Consider the following 23,637-nt stretch of genomic DNA (forward strand, 5'->3'; position numbering starts at 1 on the left):
GATAATACATATATGAAAAAAAATCTTTTATTGATTGTACTGCTTATGACATTGATTCCATTGGCAGGCTACAGTCAGAACGAAACGAGTACACAGTTTACAGTGGCAGGCGTGATTGTGGATGCAACCGGCGAGCCATTGGTAGGTACGGCTGTTTATGTAAAGAACGAACCGGGAGTCGGCGTAGTAGCGGATCTGGACGGAAAGTTCAAGATAAAAGTAACGAAAAACGCTACACTGATATTCCAGTCAGTGGGTATGAAGAATGTCGAGATGCTGATTACCAAAAACGAAGAAAAGCTTAAGATCGTCATGAAAGAAGACGAGACTAAGATTGACGAAGTAGTGGTAACGGGTATGAGTTCCCAGAAAAAAGTATCTGTGGTAGGTGCCATCACCACCATTGACGTTGCGCAGCTAAAAACTCCCGCCACTTCCCTCAATAATATGATCGGAGGTCGAATGGCAGGTGTTATCACTATGCAGAGTTCGGGTGAACCGGGCAAAAATATCTCCAACTTCTGGATTCGCGGTATCAGTACTTTCGGAGCCAGCAGTGGAGCCTTGGTACTGATCGATGGTCTCGAAGGAAGATTGGAAGATATTGATACCGACGACGTTGAATCGTTCAGTATCCTGAAAGACGCCGCAGCAACGGCTGTCTACGGAACACGCGGAGCAAATGGCGTGGTATTGGTGACTACCAAACGTGGTACCAGTGGAAAATTAGAGGTGACCGGACGTGCTACGATGAAAATATCACATATCAAACGTCTGCCCGAATACCTGGGAGCATACGATTACGCACTCCTTGCCAATGAAGCCAGAGCGATGTCCGGGGAAGACGATCTGTACACCCGCCTTGAACTGGATCTGATCAAAAACAGGCTGGACCCGGATCTTTATCCGGATGTAAACTGGATAGATGAAATCATGAAAAGGAATTCTATTCAGCAGAACTACTATGTCAGTGCTAAAGGAGGAGGTGACGTTGCTAGATACTTCTTGTCGCTGGGGTATCAGGATGAAGGAGCCGCCTATCGCCAAGAGGAAAATCTGTTTAAAAAGCCATTGAGCGTAAACAAGCTGAATTATCGTGCCAATATCGATATGAATTTGACCAAGACGACCCAGCTATACTTCGGTGTAGATGGATATGTCAATTCTTATGTCAGTCCGGGCGGAGGGAACACAGATCTGGTATGGTCAGCCGTCCAGCAGTTGACCCCCCTTCTGTTTCCGGTCACTTACTCTGACGGCACGCTGCCCGTATATGGCGGATCACGTGAATTGGCTTCTCCATATGTTATGCTGAATAATACCGGATACATGCAAAGCGAGGACAACCGAAACATGCTGACGCTGAAGCTGACGCAAGAATTCGGAGGATTTCTGAAAGGACTGACGATGTCGGTACAAGCGATGACGGAACATATCGGCTACTTCAGCGAATACCGCAGGATTTGGCCCGACCTCTACCGTGCTACCGGACGAACCGCACAGGGAGTCTTGATTAAAGCGCTGCGCTCAGCACAATCAAGTATGGCATACGGAAGTGGCGAAAACTCTTACAGGCAATACTATATGGAGGCGAAAGCCAACTGGAACCGGTCGTTCGGAGACCATACCTTTGGCGCGTTGCTCGAATACTATATGAAAGATGAGAAAAACTCTCTATGGGGCAAATATGATGATTTAGGTATCGCCAGCATCCCCAAACGCCATCAGAACCTTTCCGGACGTATCTCCTATGACTATAAAAACCGTTATTTCATCGATGCGAATTTCGGTTATACAGGTTCTGCACAGTTCAAAAAAGGAGAACAGTTCGGTTTCTTTCCTTCCATTGCCGCAGGATGGGTTCCTTCCTCTTATGCATGGTGGACAGAGAAACTACCTTGGTTTACGTTCCTCAAAATTCGCGGCTCTTACGGTATCGTAGGTAACGACCAGATTGTTTCTACCAACGATTATACCGGCCAGGGACGCTTCCCTTACCTGACCCTGATAGACAATCATGCCGGATCTGCTTGGGGATATCGTTATGCGGGTATCACAGAAACCCATACCGGAGCCGACAATTTGAAATGGGAAGTAGCAAAGAAGGCGAATCTTGGTATCGATGCCAAGTTCTTTCACGACAAGTTGTCCCTGACAGTCGACATATTCCGGGATACTCGTGACCACATCTTCCAGGACCGTGTGACGTTACCTTCTTACGTAGGTATGGTGACTTATCCGAAGTCGAATGTCGGACGTATGCACAGTGTAGGATCGGACGGAAATATTGAGTTTTTCCATACAATTAATAAGGATATGAGTTTTACGGTTCGTGCCAATTATACATTCTCACAAAATATCATCGACTATTTTGAAGAGAATAAATTACCTTACGACTATCTCAGTGTGACCGGCAGACCCTTTAACATCTTACGCGGATATATCTCCGAGGGACTATTCGCCAGCAAAGATGAGATCAATACCAGCCCCGATCAAAGCGGATTCGGAAAGATACGCCCGGGCGACATCAAATATCGCGATGTCAACGGCGATGGTATTATCAATGAAGACGATAAGGTGCCATTGTCTTATTCCAACCAGTTACCAAGAGTGATGTATGGATTCGGCGGTGACTTCCAGTGGAAAGATCTGACTGTTAGTGTCTTGTTCAAAGGTTCCGCCAAGGTAGACTACTATCGTGCAGGGCTTGGCAACGACAACGGATGGATTCCGTTCTATAATGGAGACTTGGGAAATGTGATCAAACTAGCCAACAATCCCAAGAACAGATGGACGCCCGCATGGTATTCGGGAACTACTGAAACGGAAAATCCGAATGCTGAATTTCCACGTCTCTCTTACGGAGGTAATAAGAACAATTCTCAATTGTCCTCCTTCTGGAGGCGGAACGGTTCTTTCCTGCGCCTTCAGGAAGTTAGCTTGCGATACAGCCTGAAACATCTGCCATGGATTAAAGCGGTAGGATTGTCTTCCGTCGATCTGGAATTTGTGGCGAATAACCTGTGCACTTTCGACAATGTGAAATATTTCGATCCCGAACAAGCATCGGCAAATGGTGCTGTCTATCCGATACCTGCTACCTATTCATTCCAGGTATACTTAAGATTCTAATCACATAACATTGAAAAATTTATGAAAAATCGAATTAAAATACTTTTGGGAGCCGTGATCGGCAGTTCTTTGCTGCTCAGTTCCTGCAATTTTCTGGATGTAGACAATTATTTTCAGGCTACATTCAAGGAAGATTCCATTTTCCACAGCATGAAAAATGCCGAAGGATACCTTTGGAACACCCCGACCCGTTTTCCCGACGCGGGTGCCATTTGGGGAAACTCATGGAATCCGGGAGAAACTGCCTCGGACGAGATTGCCGTCAGATGGCAGACCAACGAGTTTTGGGGAGCGCAATTCAGTGTTGGTACTGTCAACGGAAGAAACCTGCGGCAGGATATATGGTATAGCATGTATGTAGTAGTGGCAAGATGTAACCGGATGCTGGAAAATATCGATAAAGTGTCTGATATGACAGAAGCCGACAGAAGACGTTACATCGGATACGTACACTTTATGCGCGGTTATGCCTACTACCATTTACTGATGAACTACGGTCCGTTGCTCATTGTCGGAGACGAAGTACTAGGTACTTCCGAATCTGCGGAATACTATGACAGGGAACGGTCTACATACGATGAATCGGTGGATTATATTTGCAATGAATTCAAGCTTGCCACACAAGGTATTTATGGACCGACCGAGCAGAGTATCAGCTATTCCGACCGTCCTACCAAGGGGGCAGCTTTAGCGTTGATTGCCCGTCTGCGCCTGTTCCAGGCTTCTCCGTTGTTCAATGGCGGTGATGCCGCCCGCCTGTGCTTTAGCAATTGGAAGCGCAAAAGCGACGGTGCCGATTACGTAAACCAGACTTATGATCCCGACCGTTGGGCGGTAGCAGCCGCTGCCGCAAAGCAAGTGATCAATATGGAATACTATTCACTGTTCACAGTGGCACCGGACAATCAATACCCTTATCCGTTGGCAGATAATGTTCCTACGGCTCCTTTCCCCGATGGTGCGGGTGGTATCGACCCTTACCATTCTTTTGCCGATATGTTCAACGGTGAAGGTATTATTCAAACCAATAAAGAGTTTATCTGGGCAATGGCATCCCAAAATGTGACTAATTACACGCACCACTCGTTCCCTGTTAAATTCGGAGGCTGGGGCGGCATGTCCGTACCTCAGAGAGTGGTCGATTGCTTCCTGATGATGGATGGCAGAGACATCCACAATGCATCGGCAGACTATCCGTATGTAGCGGATCTCAGCCAGACAATAGGTACGAATAAAGTGCTGGGAAACTATCAGTTGAGAGGTGATGTTCCGAAGATGTATGACAACCGTTCGGCACGTTTCTATGCTTCCATCGGATTTCCCGGACGCTTGTGGACTATGAGTTCCGCTTCTTCCGACGCAACCTATGTCAACCAGCAGTTCTGGTATTCTCATGATGATACGCAAGCCGGGTTGGCCGGTGCGGGAAATAACGTCAATGATTACAATATCAGCGGCTACACTCCCGTCAAGTTTGTTCATCCTGACGATTCATGGTCGAGCGGAAAAGGAAGTGTGAAAGGCGCATTTGTTACTCAGCCTAAACCGTTTGCCATCATCCGTTATGCCGAAGTACTCCTTGAATATGTAGAAGCGTTGAACCGGGTGACGGGTACGGTCACCGTTACTACTCCTGATATGACAGGTACGGATGTCGAAGTGACTGTCAGCCGTGATATTCAGGAAATGGCTAAATACTTCAATATGATCCGCTATCGTGTCGGATTACCCGGTCCGGCTTTGGGTGACTTCAACGAGGTGGAGAGATTTGAGCAGATCATCCGTAATGAACGACAAGTGGAACTTTTCAACGAAGGCTACCGCTATTTCGATACCCGTAGATGGGGTACTTACCTTACCGAGGATGCCAATACGTCTAACTGGCAGGGATTGGATGTACAAAAAGACCGTACGGACGTCGCCGGCAATCCGGGATTCTGGAACATCGTGACCATTGACCAACAGAATATCCGCGATCGCGTCGCACTGCCCAAAATGGTATTTATGCCGATCAGTCACTCTGAATTACTGAAAGTACCTTCCATGGACCAGAATCCGGGATGGGACAGATAATGAAAAACAAGAATAACAGAAAGATAATATGAAAAAGATATTAACTATAATTCTTTGCTCTGCTTTGGTTATGATAAGTGGTTGCGATAAGTATGATTTCGATCAGGAACAGTTCCGCAAAGAAGTAAATTTACTCAGTAATTCCAACTTGGTATATGATCGCCAGGTAGCTGAGTTGCAGCAGGGAGGAGATACCCTTTTCGTGGTAGCTTCGTTGAGTGGATCGCAGGCTACCGACGAACCGGTAACAGTGGTGCTGCAACATTCCGATACACTGTTGAGGGCTTACAACAAGTCCAATTTTGATATCAATAAAGCCCGTTTTGCAAAGTACTTGCCGGAAGAATGCTATGAATTTCCGACGATGGAAATGAACATTTCCGCCGGCTCTTCCAAGGCTATGTTTCCGGTGTATCTGAAAAATCTGGAAAAGATTTCACCCGACTCCATCTATTTTCTCGAATATAAGATAGATTCATTGAGAACACCGGACTGTAATCCGAAAAAGAGGCACGTGCTGCTTCGTATCCACAAGGAGAATTACTATGCGTCCACGCAGACGGCAACTTACTACAATTACACCAGTAGTACGGTCATTATCCCGAATCCGGATGGGTATAGTGAAGTTCGCCGTCCGACCAATTCCAACCGTGTATTTCCTATCTCTGAGAACTCTGTACGTTTGATGGCCGGTGATGAAAATTTCACTGACTATACCACTGCGCTGGATATCATCAATAAGGGGAGCATCATTCTGGAAATGGGAACACAGTTGCCCGAGAATCCGTTGGCGAAGGAACTCACTATCCTGCCGTATCAAAGCATCGACGTAGTGCAGCTCACACCCATCGGCGAATATGACAATACGTATTTATTGAATGTCATCCGGACGCCCGACGGACGCTCCACTTATTATAAGGAGTTCCGCCTCCATTACAAATACCGTTTGAAGTCTACCGACCTCTACAGGGAGGTAAATGCCAAACTGAGATACCAATTCAATCCAAGAGTAGAAAACTTGTAATGCATCTAATAATATGAAAAAAAATATACTAATCATCGGACTGACAGGAATCCTGGGAACTTTCGTAGCTCTCTCTTCCTGTGGTCCTGATTATGAAACTGAGTTCAATGTACTGACATTGACCATTCCCAGCGAGAGCCAGGCGGCTGTTGTTTTTCCGCTTTCCGGCGGCGAACATGAGATAGAAGTGGAGACCAACGTGGCGCTCGATAACTGGACGGTAAGTTCGAATGCCGAATGGTGCAAACTACAAAAGCAGGAAGGTAAAGTCACGGTTTCTGCCGATCAGAATGAAGGCTATAAACAGCGTATAGCAGAAGTTACGATAGCATACGGTCACCAGAGTTATTCCATAAGTGTGAAACAGTTCGGCTTGGAACCGGTGATCGATATACCCGGATTGACGGATGATGGAATGAAGGCGGTGGATGCTAAAGCGACTTCACTTTCTATCCAGGTGAATACCAATCTGAATCTGGATGTCATCACTGTACCGGATACCTGTAACTGGGTACGCTTTAACGAACCGAAAGAGCTGAAAGCAAAGAAAGGACAAAAAGCTGTAAAAGCGGAAGATATCGTCAAGAAAAATCTGGTATTCAGTTTGGATCAGAATACTGATACCATTGTGAGGTATTGTACAATCACCCTTCAGTCGTCACAGAATTACAACTGTGTCGGCACGTTCATTATCAAGCAGCAGCCGAGAGGATATATTGTTGACATTGACGATGCACACAAGGTCTTTGAAGTGAAAGCAATGGGCGAAACGATCACGATTCCTTTCAAAGTGAACGGTCCTGCGGGTGCGGAATATGAATATGTGATTGACGAAAATGCTCAAACATGGATTAAGCCTGCAACTGCACCGCTCACCAGAGGAGCATTGCGTGATGCTTCCGAAAGCTTCATCATAGAGCCTAACACCGCAGTTGTAGAACAACCCCGTGAAGGAACGATAACGTTCACAAGTAAAGATCCGGTTGATCCAAACAGCTTTACAGTTACTGTGAAACAAGCAGGATTCGTTCCCGTTCCTCCTGTAAATGTGGTGAATGCTACCGCTACACCGGGAGCCGGACACATCACTCTGCAATGGGAAGCACCGGAAGATGTGGATTATAGTAAAGTGAAAATTACGTATTATGATAAGGTCACAAAAGAAAATAAAGAGATAGAAATAGATGGATTCAAGACAACATCGGCTATCATAGATGATACCTATCAGTGTGCTGGTGAATATTCCTTTACTTTCAAGACCTACGGTCCTACGGGAATGGAGACTGAGAGTCCTGTAATCATTACAGGTACTTCCGGCGAAGCTTCCGAGTTGGAACGCGTCATTCTCACTGTTGATATGCTTTCTGCTAATGCGACACAGGACGGTGATGGAGGTGGCTTACCTGCTTTGATTGACGGCAAAGGTGAAACTTATTATCATTCCAGATGGCAAGATCCAGTCGTATCAGAAGCCCATTACGTGCAGATTAAACTGAACAAACCGTTGCAAGGGCTTCGTTTTGAATATGATGCGCGTCAGACTGGCATAAATAATGGGGGCGACGTAACGATCGCAACTATTTACGGAAGTACCAACGGTGAATACTTTGAAAGCATGGGTACGGAAGAGTTCAATTTACCGACATCAAACGGTGGTCATGCTACCGCTAAAAACAATGTGAATGGTAAACAAGCTTACAACTATATCCGATTTACTCCTACGGGTCGCCGTAATCAAGCCACATTGGACTATACTAACGCTAATAAAGCATGGTGGAATATGGCTGAGATGTATCTCTACAGAGTAAGGCATGATGAAGCCTGGGCCAAAGAGCAGTTAGGCATCTGATAAACTAATGGAAAGACTGGCGGGGAGGAAATAAGATTAGATTAGACACATTTTCCTATAATACTCCCTGTCAGTCATTTTTTTATTTATATTATCCGACTATTGAGAATCATGTACATGAAAACAAAGAAACTGAATATCATATTACTTGTTTTGCTGCTAATCTGCACAGCCATCGGTTGTCATTCACGGCAGAAACCGGACATTCGTCCCCATCCCGTAAATCTCAGTGCCGACAGTTTTTATCAACAGGCGGTAGCCATCCTGCAATCGTCTTATGATGTCGATTCCACTCGGAAGTGTATCAGCCTTCTGGACCGGGCACTGTCGATTGACAGTCTCAACCCCGATTATTATGGTACCAAAGCTAAACTACTGGCTGAGATGGGGGAGCTGGATTCCGCATTGCATGTCCAGACTTTGGCAATGGAGAGAAAAGCGATAACAGGAGAATACCTGTTTCAGTTAGGATTGTTTCAGGCGGCTAAAGATATGAATGCTGATGCGCATCAAAGTTTCGGAAAAAGTCTGGAAATTCTGCGGGCAGTGCTCGAACAATATCCTGACAGTTTGGGAGCATTTATTCTTGAAGAATCCGCCAATGCGCTTTATCAGGGAGCAGACAGCATTTATATGAAAGACATCGATGGCATTCGCAAACGTTTCCCGAACAGGCTTCTGGAAATAGAGATGATCCGAAGGTTGAAGCCGCATTCGCTGGTGAAGCAAATCAAAAAGATTCAGATAGAGAATGAATATAACATTGACTTCGATTTGGATAGTTTGGTCAACGAAATGGAAAAACAACAAAAATTATAAATACTATGTTATTGGATAAGGTAAAACACATACTATGTATCTCTCTTATTCTGCTGGTGGGAGTCACTACTCTCTATGCTTGCAAGAGTGATGATAAGGAGCTGCAGGGAGAGCCGGTGCTGCAAGTTCAGAAATCCATTGGATTCAAGAAAGAGGGTGGGGAAGTAGCCGTACCTGTCAAATCGAACCGGGAGTGGAATGCATCGGTAACTGAGGGAAAAGAATGGCTGACGGCAAGGAAAGCATCGGATACAGAACTGACGGTTTCGGCAACATCCAGTCCCGAAAAAGGAGTCAGAGAAGGAAATATTACTATCGCCAATAATGCGCTGACTGCTAAACTCAGAGTTGTGCAGACAGGCGGTGACCTGATCATTGAAGTGGCTGAAGAGAGCCGTGTCATTCAGGTGGCGGGAACAGGAAACGATCATCTGGAAGTCAACTTGCTTTCCAATACAGACTATGAAGTAGTTATTCCGGAGGAAGCCAAAGACTGGATTACCGAGAAAGAAGTACCTGATACAAGAGCCGATCTGGCATCCAGTACACGAATATTCTCCATTGCTTCCAATCCTCTGACTACAGAAAGGAATGCTACGATCAAGTTTGTATCCAAAGAAAATACAAACATTTATGACCAGTCGGAAATCAAACAACAAAAGAAATCGAGTGATATTTCGGGTGTAAATCCGGAGAAGGATATAAAGTTGAAAGTTACCGGTGGATACGACACCGACCATCAGCCGGGGCAGGATATATCGAAGTCTTATGACGGTCAGTTCGGCGGAACCTGTTATCATTCCACATGGAGTCAATCTGCAAAATTCCCCGTTACTCTTGAATATCAGTTCGATCAGAATCAGCTTACGCTAGACTATATCCTATATCACAGCCGGAATGGTAACGGTAATTTCGGAGCATTCGAACTTTACATCAAGCCTCAAGGAAGTACGGATTTTATTCATATACAAGATTATGATTTTAAAGGAGCAGGAGGCAGCTATAGGATATTGCTGAACGATCCGGTTGTACCTGCGGCTGTTCAATTCAAAGTTAAAAGCGGATTGAATGATTTCGTCAGTTGCGATGAGATGGAATTTTTCCATGCTGCGGAAAATCCGCTTGACGAACAACTGATAACAGTATTCACCGACCGTTCATGCAGTGAACTCCTCCCGGACGCTTCCGACGAAGCCATCAATCGGCTTCCGGCATTCTTCAATGTGCTGGCAAAGTCTTTGCAGAGCAATACTTATCCCGAAGCGGAAAAGAGATTCAGGATACAGTCATATCAGGCATACAGTGTGCCCGAATATTGGGGAGATAAATTGAGAACCAATTACTACTCGCCTCTTTGCAACCCTACCGGTATCATAACCAATGCGGGTGAAGAGATGGTCGTTTTAGCAGACGGCATACCGCAAGGTGAATCCATTTCACTAAGGTGTTGTTCGGATCTGGGGCCCGACGGTGAAGAACGATTCCTGAAAAACGGAATCAACAAGTTTTCTTTCTCACGTGCGGGAAATCTGTTTGTCATCTATCAGAAACTTGATCCCCGTGGCATGCCGGCAGTGAAAATACATTTTCCGCCCCAGTATGTGGAGATAACGGAACATGCGCGTGTAGGCTTCAATGTATGGGATCTGACTGTGGATAAAACCGATGATCTGTTCCGTGAATATATCCGGAAGGCAAAATCTGTCACTTTGGACGGATCTGATAAATGCGTATTTGTATTGAAAGGCAGGAAGATTCTGTTTACAGCACTGAAAGACTTGCTGCAAAATCAGGACAACTTCAAACAGTATGGAGTAGTAAGAGGAATGGAACGATGGGATAACCTGATAGATTGGGAGCAGGAACTGGCTGCCATCGATACCTATTCGAATACAGGAGAATTTAATTCACTGATGCATGTCACGACTTTCACCGACGGGCTTTATGCTACCAATTATTACATTAATATGGCAGCGGGTGATGTAAGCACAAAAGATGGATGGGGTTTCAAAAACAACTTCGATCCGCGTGATATGGACAAGAATCAGGACAATGAATGGGGACCGGGACATGAACTCGGACACATGCATCAGGGAGCTATCAACTGGCCCAGTACTACGGAATCGAGCAATAATCTCTTTTCTAATTATGTGGTGTACAAGATAAACCAGTGGGGATCACGTGGAAGCTCCATTGGGACTTTAGCTACTTACCGGTATGCGCCTCCGACTCCTTGGAGCAGATTCATGCATCCGCGCGACCCGAACACGTTGGCATTTACCCCTCAGGACATGACATCTGATGATGCCAATAAATATGGATTATATCAAGGAGAAGCCTCCGAAATGCATATGCGCCTCAACCAGCAATTGTGGACATATTTCGAACGTATCGGCAAGAAACCGAATACCATCCGTAAGATATTCGAACAAGGACGTACCCCTGAATTTTGGTTACCTTTCAATGATCCGGGCGCAGCACAGCTGATGTATGCACGCAACGTAGCAAAAGCCGCTAATATGGATATGACCGAATTCTTCGATGTCTGGGGATTCTTTATTCCGGTCAGTTTCAAGTTGTATGCTTACGGAAGCTTTTCATATACCGTGACACAGGATATGATTAATCAGACGCTGGCTTATATGAAAACATTCCCCACTAAATGTCCGCCTATTGAATACATTGAAGACCGAAGATACCAGGCAGGAGCCGGAGGCAATCAAAAAGGTATATCCGAAGATGGAGGAGATGTAGGGTATTTCGAAACATTCCAGAACAATGTGAAAATCACCAAGACTGTAAGTTATACCGTTTCCGGAAGAACATACACTGTGACTAATGGCGAACAGGCGGTTGCTTTCGAATTAATCAAGGATGGCAAAAAAGTATGGTTTGCCAATCGGTTTGTATTTACTGTACCTGCCGGAGCAGACATTGAAGGAGCGGAACTGTACGCTGTTCAGGCGGACGGGCAACGTATTAAAGCAAATAAATAGGGAAACTTACTGAATATCCCCCAATCTTATATGGAATGAAGAGTAGCTTTTACTTTTGAGTAGAAGTTACTCTTTGTTCTAATGAAGATAATCCTCTAGCTTCCATCCTGTATCCGATGAATAGTTTGCTTTTACATACCGTCCCTGGAAAATAGAACCGTTTATCGTTTGTAACCATCCAAAACTCCAACGAGGCAACTTGCTGATCTGTTTTATTAATTGTTCGGTCAGAGCTTGATTCTCTTTATTCATGATCTCATTGGGTGATAATAAATATCCGGTCGTTTTCCCTTTTTATTCGTCACCAACAAGATATCTACGCCAAATTTTGTGGTTGATGTTTTATGCTTTTTCAAATTACCATTAACGAACTCTTCTAATAAATCCAGTTTATATTGAAGATTAGTATACCAGCAACCATCTGTACTGGCAATAGGCGAATACTTGATAGTAGGACGAGAACGACGAGGACCTTCCATCGTTCCGGTTTTTGCAATATCTAAAAAGTTTCGTGATATAACCTGTCCCTTTTCTATGTCAAACTCAGCTACATTCTTCGTCACAATTTCTCCAAATAAGTCTTTGGGACACGATAAGGCTGTTATCTTCCCCGAATACCATATTGCAGGAATCCCTAAATCGTCTTTTCCATATTTTTCAGCCAACTTATTCTTATAGATCGATGCTTCATTCGACTTTCCTTCTTTTGATGAATATATTTTCTTTAAGTATAACATAGCCTTTTGTCCTGAAGAATATTCAAAGCACCATTCCGCACGAATATCTTTTGGTCTTTGTAAGTCGGATGGTAATAGAGATTGTTCCATAAATATTCCTGCTTCAGGAGATTCTTCAATATTATAAATAATATCATGATTCTTCAAAGTATCGATAGCTTTTTGCTCTTTATAGTTAGATATCATCTTTTTGACTGGAATATAATGCTGCCCATAAACAACATTACAAGCATAGCATAGAATACTTAAAAAAAGAAATTTCTTCATAACTTTAATCCTTTATGATAGAGTTGTTTTTTTTGTAAATAGAGGCATAACAGAATTAATTATATTGTTCTTCGTTTGCTTTCAATTCTTTTATCAACTCCTTTATTCTAAGAAATTGTTTGAACATTGTTTCGAATTCTCCAGTCGTTACATTTTTGAGCGGCGTGCTCTCTTGTATAAAGACATAGGCATCACACCAGTTTTTCACAGAATGAAATTGATATTGTCTCTGATAACGTGCCATTCTTGGAATAACTAATAACTCAACAATACCGTCATCCATATATTTGGATGGATAATAGAAATAACTTTCTTTTGTGCTTAGAGCTAAATGTTCAAAACTATTATATGGTGGCTTGGATAATGGTAATGCTATCAGCTTGCTAAAATAACCGGCGGATTCCTGAGTAAATGTTCCTTTTCCAACTTGAAAACCAATTGAGTAATACTTATCTCCATAATATTTCTTTAAACGATTCCCTGCTGGGATTTCTTTATACGGAAAACTATCAAAACGTTCCAAGTTAGAAAGATGGGCACTATGAGCGTGAATGATTAGCTTCTCATCTTTTTTTAAGAAATGATCAGCAAGTTGTTTGGTATAAGTAAACATATAGAAATCCCTATAATCAGGAGGAGGCAATTGGGAGCCAATACCCAAATTGATACAAGTTTCTATGTATTGGGTAAAAAGCGAAAAATTCTCTTCTCCCAACTTCGTTTTTAAATAAACATCCTCATGAGCATATTGCAATATATCTTTAAATTCTTTATCATATAGTTTTAATAAATAGTATCGCCCTTTTTCTTTATCCAATAGATTTAATAGGTAGTCATAAAAATATGGACTTATGATGTCTTTATAATCCATACCAGATAGGTGTACTTTACGAAGAGATGTCTTGTTATACTCCTTTAACCAATCCACAAAGCCCATAAGCTCGCTATTGTTTGTAAAAAACATCTGCATGATTTCTTTTATTTGTTTTTCAATGTCGGGTGATGATATAATTCCTTGTATATATGCATCGACCAGTAGTAAGGCATCAACGGGAGCCTCTAACAGAACAAACCTGCAATCTCCATTTTGAATGAGATTCTTTGAAAATTGAATAACCGCAGTTTTTAATTCTTGCGAACCATGAGTACATTCTCCTAATCCTATGATTTTTTTATCTTTCAATTCATTTATTCGCGTAAGCAGAGTACTATCATTGTCATGAGATAATTTTATAATCTTATTTTTGATAAGTCTTTTGTGAATGTTTGTGTTAATGACAGTTTGATCTTCAATAGATTGTTTCCCCAGATCTTTTCCATCAATATTGATTTGCAGGTCACTTAAACATATTTGTTGATCCGGATTACTATTTCCAAAATAAAAGATATTAATTCGTAATGCTTTGGCTTTATATTTCCCGTCCGTCAATTTTAATGATAGTACATTATCCGTCCATTCCGGATGTTCCAGCTTTTTGTCTTCAGATGCTACTGCCACTTCATTACTGTTGAGAGCTGTAACTGTAAGCCATGCATTAGTTATCTCTCTTGTTTTACTTTTTATAGATACTTGGCAGCTATCTCCATTTATCTGTTCTGGTATCATGATAGTGCAAGATGCAATAAATATCATATTCTTATTTTTTGATGGAGGTGGAGTATATGATATTTTATAAACTATATTATCATCTTTCTTTATTTGCATTGATTCAATATAAGTAAAGCATCCGGTTTGGTTCTTTATCCAAGACCACTTTTGTTCTTCTCCTCCCTTAAAATTGAAATTATATTCTTCTGCGATAGTTTGAGCAATAGATGATGCGGGAAAGATAAATATAAATAATAGTACAGGAAATATAAGGCAAAATCTCTCTTTTTGTTTCTGTATCCCGCTAATACCTATTCGTACTAATTTCTGTTTCATATGCATTAAATTTAAGTTGTGTGATTCTACAAATATAGAAATAAAAACGCATTGTTGCATAGACAATCAATGATTTAATATTGCTTGTTGACTCAATATCAATATTCAAGGTATTTGCCAGTGAACCATTCGGCAATTATACCATTATAACCTGCTGGTACGTCTTGATACTGTCCTTAAAAAGATTCAACATGTCGGTTAGAGACATAATCTCATATTTGTCGTCTGCATTATTTTGAGCATAGATCAAACCAGGCAATAAATATATGAAAAGTGATATAATTCTATTTTTCATAATTGACCAACTATACGTACGGTATCTGATTCATTTCGCTTTGGCAAAATAAATATATTATCTGTCTCTGGGACAGGATCTATTACTTCGATATAATCTTTCGGATTTCTATACCAAAACACCTTTTGTAATGATTTGATATAGTGGTTGAGTTTCTTAGCTCCTTCGTCAGTGTATAAGCAATAAAGAGGGATACAACCACGATATCGTTTTTGAATTAATATGACCAAGCAATGAGTATATTTATTTTCATATTTTTCCCACATTTTTAAAGGGTATGTGATAACAGTATCTGCATTGAAGGATTCACGGGCATATTTGGAAGACTTATAAGTTATAGGTAATTCAGATAAAAAAGCGACTCGTTTTCCCGTATTTTTAAGGAAGTCCGCTTTAATATGGGTTAAATGATAAGTATTCATCTCAACTTTCATTTCTGGAAGCAAATCAAAATCTGCATAGACTGAATCATTGCGTCTGCAAAATATACTGGGAATAGCAGTGAGTATAATAAAATTACTATCTTTGGATAGAAAGGATTTGCGATAGTAGCTTGGTAATCTCTTAGATTCTTTTGCAAGAAAGCATCCTAAATAAACTTTGTTTTTCCTAAAGAATCGATATAGGATATAAAATCTTTAGGCTGATTATACTGTACTTGATTTCTATCTAGTGCATAACCTTCTGGGATAAAAACATTTTGAAGACTTTTATCTTTTTGAGGATAAGCATTCGATGCTATCAAAAGTAATAATGATGATAAGATTATTGTTTGTAGTATTCTCATTGTTTTACACTTTAATAATTGTAGCCATTATAATCATTCTGATAAATTTTAGTTGTGTGATTCTGTAAAGATAGAAGTAATAGGATAAATTCCCATCTTATTTTTGCATCTTAATTATTAGCGGATCTTTCTTTAGCTTTTAAATGAGGTATTTCATATTCATCTATGATTGGTGGATCTATTACTTCAATGTAATCTTTCGGTTCTCTATACCAAAAGACATGTTCTAATGATCTGATATAGTGACTTAGCTTTTTGGCACCTTTGTCATTATAAAAGCAATACAGAGCAATACATCCACGACGTTTTTTTTGAATTATCATTACTTGGCAATGATTGTACTTATTTTCTAAATTTTCCCACATTCTTAAAGGATATGTAATTACAGTATCCGCATTAAATGCTTTACGAGCATATTTTGAAGATTTATAAATGAGAGGAAGATCACACAAAGAAGTAACCCTTTCTCCTGTATTCCTAAAAAAATCTCCTTTGATTATTTCTAAATGATAAGTATTCATTTCAATCATAAATCCTGTTTTAAAACTAAAGTCAGCATAAATAGAATCTTTATCCCCGCAGAATATGGGAGGCACAGATACGTATGCAATAAAATTACTGTCTTTTGATAGTATGCAATTATAATGTCGACTAAATGCATGTGCTCTAAATTGTTTTGAAGTAATGCATATTAGATTACCGTTAGGAATATGATGAAACACAAAATCGCTGGACTGATTAAATCGTACTTGGTTTCTATCCAATGCATATCCTTCAGATATATATCCACCAGAATTGAAAAAATCTTTAGTTTTTTTATCTTCTTGAGAGCATACCTTTGATATATTCAAAAGTAATAATGCTGACAAGGTTATTGCTTGTAGTATTTTCATAGTTCTATTGTTTTTATGTGTAACTATATTTGTTAAAACGTTGCATGCCAATCGCACCAAAAGGTCCATGCCGGTTCGTTCAGTCTCATTTTGTCTTCTCTATGCTTTTTAAGCATTTCCTTTGCTTGAGGGTAATCATACCATTTGCCGGCTAGTTCTTCTCCAAATGGTCCTGAAGAACCGGGGAAGAAATCGGTAAATTTCACTCGTTGATCAGTATCGGAGAGAACTATCAGTTCTTCGGCATACTTACAATTGGTTTCTATTTGTTCGAACCAATTATGTTCAGAATTATTCTTATAAAAACAATTATAGTCGAGTACGGTAAGTGTTCTTTGATCAACTAACTTGAATTTTCTATATCCTAGCTGATATAAAGCATTCAAAGTGTCCAATTCGTGTCCTGCTATATCTTCATCTTCTCCTATGCATTCAGTTTCTACTGATATATATAGAGGTTTCTCACTCACTTTTTCCATCGTTTGCAGTGCAATGATGTCATTTCCTTCTATATCTATTTTACAATAAAAAGGAGTACCGTATTCATGAAACAAATGGTCCAGCCGTTTTGATTTAATCTTCTTTTTAATAGCCTTGCAGCACATTCTTGAAGAAATAGAAACTTTAGTTGAACTCCAAATGGTATTTGGACCGATATAAAAATCGGTGTCTACGTCATTTGTGTCAGAAATCACATAGTTTAGCAACAATAGCTTTCCATTCTCTATGTATTTCTTAAAAATATTCTGCCATTCATTTATTAAATTAGGGTCAGCATCCACAGCAATTACCCGATACCCTTTCAAAAGATAAAAAAGGGTATCTTCTCCTTTATGAAAACCTATATCAAAAATGAGATTTTCCATTAGACTATTTTATTTTGTATAAATAATAAGTTTATCATTGTCATCAATCTTTCTTTTATTTCAGACTTATTGATTTCATGTGTTTATTCGCTCTTGCAAAATGCTCTCTTATTTTACCCTGCTGTTCCATATTACTCTGAGTAACATCCGAGTACCCAAAATCCTTTTGTTCTGAGATAAAAGGATAGATAACCATTATGTTTGTGGCTAGTTTGGATATTACTCCATCGGCTGTGTCAGTATTCTGAAACGAATAATCCAGCATCTTATCAAAAAAACGATTATAAATAACAATGAACTGTGTGCACCAAAACCAGTCAACTTTATAACGATGATATCCTGCAGGGATCGCTTGTCCAAATCCTCCAATACCACCGGAAAGTACTTCCGCTCCTTGTATATAAGCTTCTGTAACTTCTTTGAACAGTAATTTGGGAGAATAATTTTCCGTGAAATAATGGTCGTCTTCGCAAATGACAATGATGTCATCTCCTTTCTCTTTTGCCATTTTTATGATTTTGATCATACTATTCCATAAACCTACTGCACCGATAGGATGGGCCGAAGCCTCTACCCAATTTAACTCGAATTCTTCCTTGTTGTCGAACTCCTTAGTAATATGTTGTTTACGTTCCACTCTTTCTCTCATATTGATAACATAAACCGGAAGATAAAAATCCGGTTGATGCTCGGATGCAAGCTGTTCTATAATCTTATTGCTTTTATCGAGCCATATATCCCAGTTTAAACGTTCTTCAAAATCCTTTCGTGCAGTTTTCCTTAGTTTGGAATATGTTATATGGTTATTGAATATCTCTTCTATTTTATCAGCATATTCCAGCGAAGAAGCATCGATGTTGAACAGAAATCCATTTTCTCGTTCTTTGATAACCTGTGATACACCTCCTACATTAGTGCCTAACGATGGAATACCATAGGCGCATGCTTCGCAGAAAACTATTCCAAAACAATCAAAGCGAGTGGGCAGAATCAGAAAATGCGATCGTGTCAGGATCTCATGGAATTTTAACCTGTCATTGGAGTTTGTTTTGTCGATAAAAGGGTATATTTCAATATTCGGATCATTTGGTAAGGACATTGGAGGTTCACTTCCTACAATAGTAAGCGTACATTGAAATCCCCTTCCTTTTAGATTATGATAAATTTCAAGTACTTTATTTCCACCTTTCATATTCCAATTTCTTCCGATAAATAAGAGGTTACATGGTGCATTTATCGGCGATACGTTATCTGGAATCGGGATGTTCTCTGTGATATTCGCTCCAAATTCAACCACTTCTATTTTCTCGGCATCAGCATTGTAATCCTGCATTGCGCTCTGTTTTGCCCATTCCGAACAATAAATAATTTTATCCACCTTTTGTATAGCGAGTGATTCCAGTTGTTCGGCTAGTTTGGTAAGACTTTTGTCCTGCCAGTTCATGTATTGATTAAACAGATGAAATGTAGTATCTCCAATATAAATAAGTGGTATATCCGAAACGAGATATGCGGCAAAGAAATAATCTCGGCATATAATTACATCATAACATTCCTTTTTCAATAGGTCAGAAAACAATTTACCAAAAAGCAACGCATAATTTTCAGGAAAGAATGTTTCATTGTTTTTGAAATTGGCTTTGTGGAATTCCCAAACCTCAGCAAACACAGTTTCGCCTACCCATATCACCCTATGTTTCTTTTGAAGTGAAGTGTATAGAGAGTAAAGAGTACCTGACCAGTTATTTTGATCATTAGGGTTTGATGAAGATAAAAAAGCGATATTCATGGTTGTTCTAATTCTATCTAAAATAATTTATTAATTTTCAATTGAAAGATTAAACCATTGTATCGCGTTGTATTCTATTAAATAGATTCACAAAAAAACGAAAAATGTCTTCATTAGACATCCATTTATTCTTTTCTAAATTTTCAAAGTCGGATAATAGGCTATTTAATGTTTTATTATTATATACAGAGAGAAGATAGAGAAGAATTTCCTTTCTCAAACGGATAGAACCTAAAGACATTTCCTTTTTCTTCGTTACGGTGACCTGCGTATCACTTCTTCTAAACATTAATAGTTCTTGTGGTTCTACAAATAATATTCCTCCAGCTTTCGCTATATCAAACCACAATTTATAATCTTCCACACAGGGGTAATTTTGATATTCAATATGGTGATTAAGCAGAAACTCTTTTTTAATCATCACACTAGGATGAAGTAGCATGTTGTATTTTAGTAATTCCAACACAGGTTCGTGTATGATTCCATATCCAAGGTGGGAAACATTTCTTTCGTTGCCCTTATCGCTGAAAATCTTAGCCCATGTTCCACAAACTGTAATATCCGGATTTTTTTTCATACGTTTTAATTGAATTCTTAATCGTTCTGTATGCATTATATCATCGGCATCCATGCGTGCAATATAAGAGCCGGAAGCCAACTCTAATCCTTCATTTAAGTTTTGAATAAATTGATGCTCCTTTCTGACTAAACGTATTCTTTTGTCTGTATATCCTTGAATGATTTCTACTGTCCGGTCTGTTGAACCATCATCTATAATAAGAAACTCAAAGTCGGTCAGTGTTTGATTCAAAACACTATCAATAGATTCTTTTATATATCTCTCACCATTTCTGACGGGCATTAGAACTGTTATTTCAGGCATTGTCTTGTTCTATTAATTGTTCATATACATTAATCGTATTCTCTATCATCTTTTCCAGAGTGAATCTTTCTTGGTAGTTCTTGATTGCATTTGTGCTCAGTTTTAGCCTTAAGGCTTCATCATCTATCAAGCGGATGATGGCGTCTGCTAATTTCTCTTCATCTAGCTCTAAACCAAAATCTTCATCAAACACTAAAGGGATTCTCAAAGCGTTTACTTCATCTTCGAACATTTCGGAAAGTGCATCTACATCTGATACGATCATTGGCATACCAAACATGGACATTTCAATAGCCACATAGCTACATTGTTCATGTAAAGAAGGAATGACTCCTATAGTATTTGTTGTATATAGTTCTTTCAGCTCATTAAAAGAAACAGTCCCTAATATGTCAATCTTTAGTTGTTTGTATGCTTTGCGGATATGAGATGACATATATCCGGTACATTGCCCAACTAATTTCAGTTTGCAAAAATACCCTCTACTGGCTACTTTATTTAATGCATTAAGTAAACAAATCACTCCTTTTTCACGACTGATTCTGCCTACGAAAAGGATCTCTGGTGTTCTAGATTTTCTTTCCTGCAAGGTGATTCCCGTATCATCCATACCATTATATATAACAGATATTTTGTCTGGATGGATACCATATGCTGAAATAATGTGTTTCATTGCGGAATAAGAAACACATATAATTCTATCAGATAAAGGATATGCAATCTTTTCTAGTTGATTTTCATTTATTAAATTGAATGTGTTATTCAACCATTGAGAGTACTGTTTCTTAAACAGACTTTCATTATATTCAAGACTTAGTTTCCAAGGAATGATATGTAAATGGGTTAAAATATGTCCGCCTAAAGATAACTTTAAAATATCCGCTAATTTTACTAGTAATAATTCTTGCACATGCCAAATTAATTGTTTCCTGTTTTTAAAATAGGGAGATATTAAGTCGGATACGACGTTAAAATACTTAGTAAGCCAATATATTTCATTTCTCAGAGGCTTGGATTTAGAAGGATATGGGATATTAGCAATTATCCTATCCTCTGTCACTTCAAATTTGGGAAAGATCAGACTGGTATTTAAACAAATAATATGAACTTTAATGCCGTTCATATGTTTCATACCTTCTGTTAACATTTGAATATAGCGTACAACACCGGATGGATTGCCAGTTTCTATTCTGAGGATTACAACATTTTTTTCTATCATTTCAGCATTATATAGTGTCCGGTGGATTTTATATCTTGGAAATTAAGACATTCCATAAGTAACAATTGGGGAATTCCTCCTTTTAGTCTACTTAATGTCAGCCGATTTTCTTTATATAAATAAGATTCTTTATTAAACAAGAGGCTTGACAATTGTTTCTTTAAAGATGTCCATTCACTTTCTTTATTAAGAAGTTGTAATTTATTCAGATTGTAAATAGCATCAATTGATTCTTTTAAGTTTAGGGTTTCCAAAACCATATTTGAAAAGTAGCATTTTATAATCGCATTTGCCAGCTTTATGATATCTTTGCGTTTATGGCACAAACCATATTGCAAAAGATTGACCCCAAATGATATATTAGTACAAACATGTTTATCACTGATTAATTTTTTATGTGTTTGTACTATTATGTCAATTAATGTTTCTCCTCGAATACTTAATTCTTCATAAAGATTATAGAGACAGAGCATTTTCGTAGCATGGTAATAGAACAAATTACGTTCAAACAAACTTTTAGGAATTTGTTTTAGGTAATCATAGAGGTTCTCTATTAAATTGGGAAGTATTTCATCAAAATCAGATTCCTGAATATATGATTTAGAAGCTATTAAAAACGATATAGCGTCGTTTTTAGATACAATATTGTTCATATCTGTTTTTAATTGTTTTATGAATGCTACTATTTCTTTATGTTCTTGACCATATAATTCCAGATAATCAGCTTCAATATATTCTTTTTCAATAAGATGAATAAGAGACCATGCTATTCCCATTTTTCCTTCATTAAATGTATTGCTTTTCATAGGAGAAGCTAGTACCTCTTGCAATAACTCAAAAGCATGTTTTTCAGCTAAAGCATCCTTAAAATAGTGAGAATATTCGAAAAGAATTAAAGAATACCCCATTTTACCAAACATCAGACTAGAGTTGTCTAATGAATATCCATGTAATAATATAAAGTTCACCAAAAAATTATTTTTCATACTTCGTTTATATTAACTCGCTTTAATAGGGAAATCTTCAATATTGAATTGTACTATGGCAGAATGGTTGTAGTCCTTCTTTGTGGCAATTTCAATAAGCAGTGTTCGAAATCAGTGACTTAGTATTGTTTCTTGACTTAATATCAATATTCAAGGTAGTCTTCAATCTTAAACTTTTCATCTTTTACAATAAATTTTAAATATCGACCATATAACATTTTCTTGTCAATGGTTATCAGGGGGCCAAAACTGTTTTCAGGAAACTTCCTTATTTGTTTTTCTAAATAAGATACAATCATTTTCTCGTCGGTAGATAATGTTTTCGGCAATAAGAGGTGTGGAATAATTTGTCCTGTTTTAGGGACTACTTCCAATAGAAATGAATATTCCCTCCCAACATGTTTGCTAAATTCTGTAGAAAAATTTTCATTAATTAGGGGAGAGATTAAAAAATCTATATTCCTTTTAATGTCATCATACCAACATCCGTCTTCGCGTATTAATATCATGCCTCCTTTTTGTGGAAAACAAGAAGATTCAAACTTACCCTCATCTGGAGTTATTTGTTTTTCGTCAGATATCCTACCTTTATGAATGGATATGAGTGAAGCTTTCTTTGATACAACTGTATTAAATAGCTTTCTTGGGCAATGCAAAACGAATAATCTACCAGTGAACCATTTGGCAATTATACCATTATAACCTGCGGGCACATCTTGATACATAGCTGATTCTCTCATTCCATATTTCTCTTTTATTTTTTGTAATTCAAGAGAAGCTTGTTTTAAGGAATCTTTGTTTTGCGGAAATATATCTTCTAAAAATAGATACTTACAGTTTCTGTTTGGGATTCTCCATTGAGCTACACAACAAAATTCTTTCTTTAAAGGTGAAGGATACATAAAGGAAGGCTCATAGAAGTAACCGGGAACATATATTTCGTCATAATCTTGAGGAACACTATTTTTACTATCTTTGAAAAGACTAAACATGTCAGTTAGAGACAGAATCTCATATTTGTCGTCTGCATTATTTTGAGCATAGATTAAACTAGGCAATAAATATATGAAAAGTGATATAATTCTATTTTTCATAATT

The 23,637-nt window shown here is 39.0% G+C and carries 19 protein-coding genes; 6 read left to right on the top strand and 13 right to left on the bottom strand.

Annotated elements, in window-relative coordinates; translation table 11 throughout:
* Positions 1-12: 12 nt before the first annotated feature.
* The 6 genes from HMPREF9007_RS22030 (at position 13) to HMPREF9007_RS22005 (ending at position 11,893) form a co-directional block, all read left to right on the top strand.
* The gene (locus HMPREF9007_RS22030; RefSeq protein ID WP_016268476.1) at positions 13-3,132 is read left to right on the top strand and encodes a TonB-dependent receptor; all 3,120 of its coding nucleotides are present in this window, start codon (positions 13-15) and stop codon (positions 3,130-3,132) included.
* Positions 3,133-3,153: 21 nt separating this feature from the next.
* Positions 3,154-5,205 (top strand): RagB/SusD family nutrient uptake outer membrane protein, encoded by a 2,052-nt coding sequence (locus HMPREF9007_RS22025; RefSeq protein WP_008764461.1) that lies wholly within the window; start codon positions 3,154-3,156, stop codon positions 5,203-5,205.
* 28 nt (positions 5,206-5,233) lie between these two features.
* Complete coding sequence (locus HMPREF9007_RS22020; RefSeq protein WP_008759946.1) at positions 5,234-6,229, top strand: DUF4361 domain-containing protein; 996 nt, start codon at positions 5,234-5,236, stop codon at positions 6,227-6,229.
* Between the two features lie 13 nt (positions 6,230-6,242).
* On the top strand, positions 6,243-8,078 hold the full coding sequence (locus tag HMPREF9007_RS22015; RefSeq protein WP_008759947.1) for a BACON domain-containing carbohydrate-binding protein: 1,836 nt from the start codon (positions 6,243-6,245) through the stop codon (positions 8,076-8,078).
* Between the two features lie 117 nt (positions 8,079-8,195).
* Positions 8,196-8,897 (top strand): hypothetical protein, encoded by a 702-nt coding sequence (locus HMPREF9007_RS22010; protein WP_032850061.1) that lies wholly within the window; start codon positions 8,196-8,198, stop codon positions 8,895-8,897.
* Between the two features lie 5 nt (positions 8,898-8,902).
* Positions 8,903-11,893 (top strand): M60 family metallopeptidase, encoded by a 2,991-nt coding sequence (locus HMPREF9007_RS22005; RefSeq protein WP_008759949.1) that lies wholly within the window; start codon positions 8,903-8,905, stop codon positions 11,891-11,893.
* A 78-nt stretch (positions 11,894-11,971) separates the two neighbouring features.
* Here HMPREF9007_RS22005 and HMPREF9007_RS27415 read toward each other — a convergent pair whose 3' ends face one another.
* From HMPREF9007_RS27415 to HMPREF9007_RS21955, 13 genes are all read right to left on the bottom strand, one after another.
* On the bottom strand, positions 11,972-12,145 hold the full coding sequence (locus HMPREF9007_RS27415; protein ID WP_008759950.1) for a DUF5030 domain-containing protein: 174 nt from the start codon (positions 12,143-12,145) through the stop codon (positions 11,972-11,974).
* Positions 12,142-12,897: a DUF5030 domain-containing protein gene (locus tag HMPREF9007_RS22000; protein WP_008759951.1), complete on the bottom strand. Its 756-nt coding sequence runs from the start codon at positions 12,895-12,897 to the stop codon at positions 12,142-12,144. The genes HMPREF9007_RS27415 and HMPREF9007_RS22000 overlap by 4 nt, the downstream gene beginning before the upstream one ends.
* A gap of 55 nt (positions 12,898-12,952) precedes the next feature.
* Positions 12,953-14,821: an erythromycin esterase family protein gene (locus HMPREF9007_RS21995; protein WP_022471526.1), complete on the bottom strand. Its 1,869-nt coding sequence runs from the start codon at positions 14,819-14,821 to the stop codon at positions 12,953-12,955.
* Between the two features lie 136 nt (positions 14,822-14,957).
* Positions 14,958-15,116: a DUF5030 domain-containing protein gene (locus HMPREF9007_RS26975; RefSeq protein WP_008764467.1), complete on the bottom strand. Its 159-nt coding sequence runs from the start codon at positions 15,114-15,116 to the stop codon at positions 14,958-14,960.
* Positions 15,113-15,538, bottom strand: coding sequence for a hypothetical protein (locus HMPREF9007_RS27420; protein WP_277754608.1), 426 nt, complete (start codon positions 15,536-15,538; stop codon positions 15,113-15,115). Before HMPREF9007_RS27420 ends, HMPREF9007_RS26975 begins: the two co-directional genes overlap by 4 nt.
* Positions 15,539-15,705: 167 nt before the next feature.
* The gene (locus HMPREF9007_RS27425; protein ID WP_277754609.1) at positions 15,706-15,903 is read right to left on the bottom strand and encodes a hypothetical protein; all 198 of its coding nucleotides are present in this window, start codon (positions 15,901-15,903) and stop codon (positions 15,706-15,708) included.
* 110 nt (positions 15,904-16,013) lie between these two features.
* The gene (locus HMPREF9007_RS21985) at positions 16,014-16,796 is read right to left on the bottom strand and encodes a hypothetical protein (RefSeq protein ID WP_022471527.1); all 783 of its coding nucleotides are present in this window, start codon (positions 16,794-16,796) and stop codon (positions 16,014-16,016) included.
* Between the two features lie 32 nt (positions 16,797-16,828).
* Entirely contained in the window at positions 16,829-17,662 is an 834-nt protein-coding gene (locus HMPREF9007_RS21980; protein ID WP_008759954.1) for an FkbM family methyltransferase, read from the bottom strand.
* 55 nt (positions 17,663-17,717) lie between these two features.
* Entirely contained in the window at positions 17,718-19,451 is a 1,734-nt protein-coding gene (locus HMPREF9007_RS21975) for a glycosyltransferase (RefSeq protein WP_022471528.1), read from the bottom strand.
* A 49-nt stretch (positions 19,452-19,500) separates the two neighbouring features.
* On the bottom strand, positions 19,501-20,334 hold the full coding sequence (locus tag HMPREF9007_RS21970; protein WP_008759956.1) for a glycosyltransferase family 2 protein: 834 nt from the start codon (positions 20,332-20,334) through the stop codon (positions 19,501-19,503).
* Positions 20,327-21,553, bottom strand: a complete 1,227-nt coding sequence (locus HMPREF9007_RS21965) for a glycosyltransferase family 4 protein (protein WP_008759957.1) — start codon at positions 21,551-21,553, stop codon at positions 20,327-20,329. The genes HMPREF9007_RS21970 and HMPREF9007_RS21965 overlap by 8 nt, the downstream gene beginning before the upstream one ends.
* The gene (locus HMPREF9007_RS21960; RefSeq protein WP_008759958.1) at positions 21,550-22,539 is read right to left on the bottom strand and encodes a hypothetical protein; all 990 of its coding nucleotides are present in this window, start codon (positions 22,537-22,539) and stop codon (positions 21,550-21,552) included. Before HMPREF9007_RS21960 ends, HMPREF9007_RS21965 begins: the two co-directional genes overlap by 4 nt.
* A gap of 143 nt (positions 22,540-22,682) precedes the next feature.
* Positions 22,683-23,633, bottom strand: a complete 951-nt coding sequence (locus HMPREF9007_RS21955; RefSeq protein ID WP_008759959.1) for a DUF5030 domain-containing protein — start codon at positions 23,631-23,633, stop codon at positions 22,683-22,685.
* Positions 23,634-23,637 lie beyond the last annotated feature (4 nt).

Origin of the sequence: Bacteroides sp. 1_1_14 (assembly GCF_000162515.1) — a bacterium.
In the GTDB taxonomy this organism is placed as follows: Bacteria; Bacteroidota; Bacteroidia; order Bacteroidales; family Bacteroidaceae; genus Bacteroides; species Bacteroides thetaiotaomicron.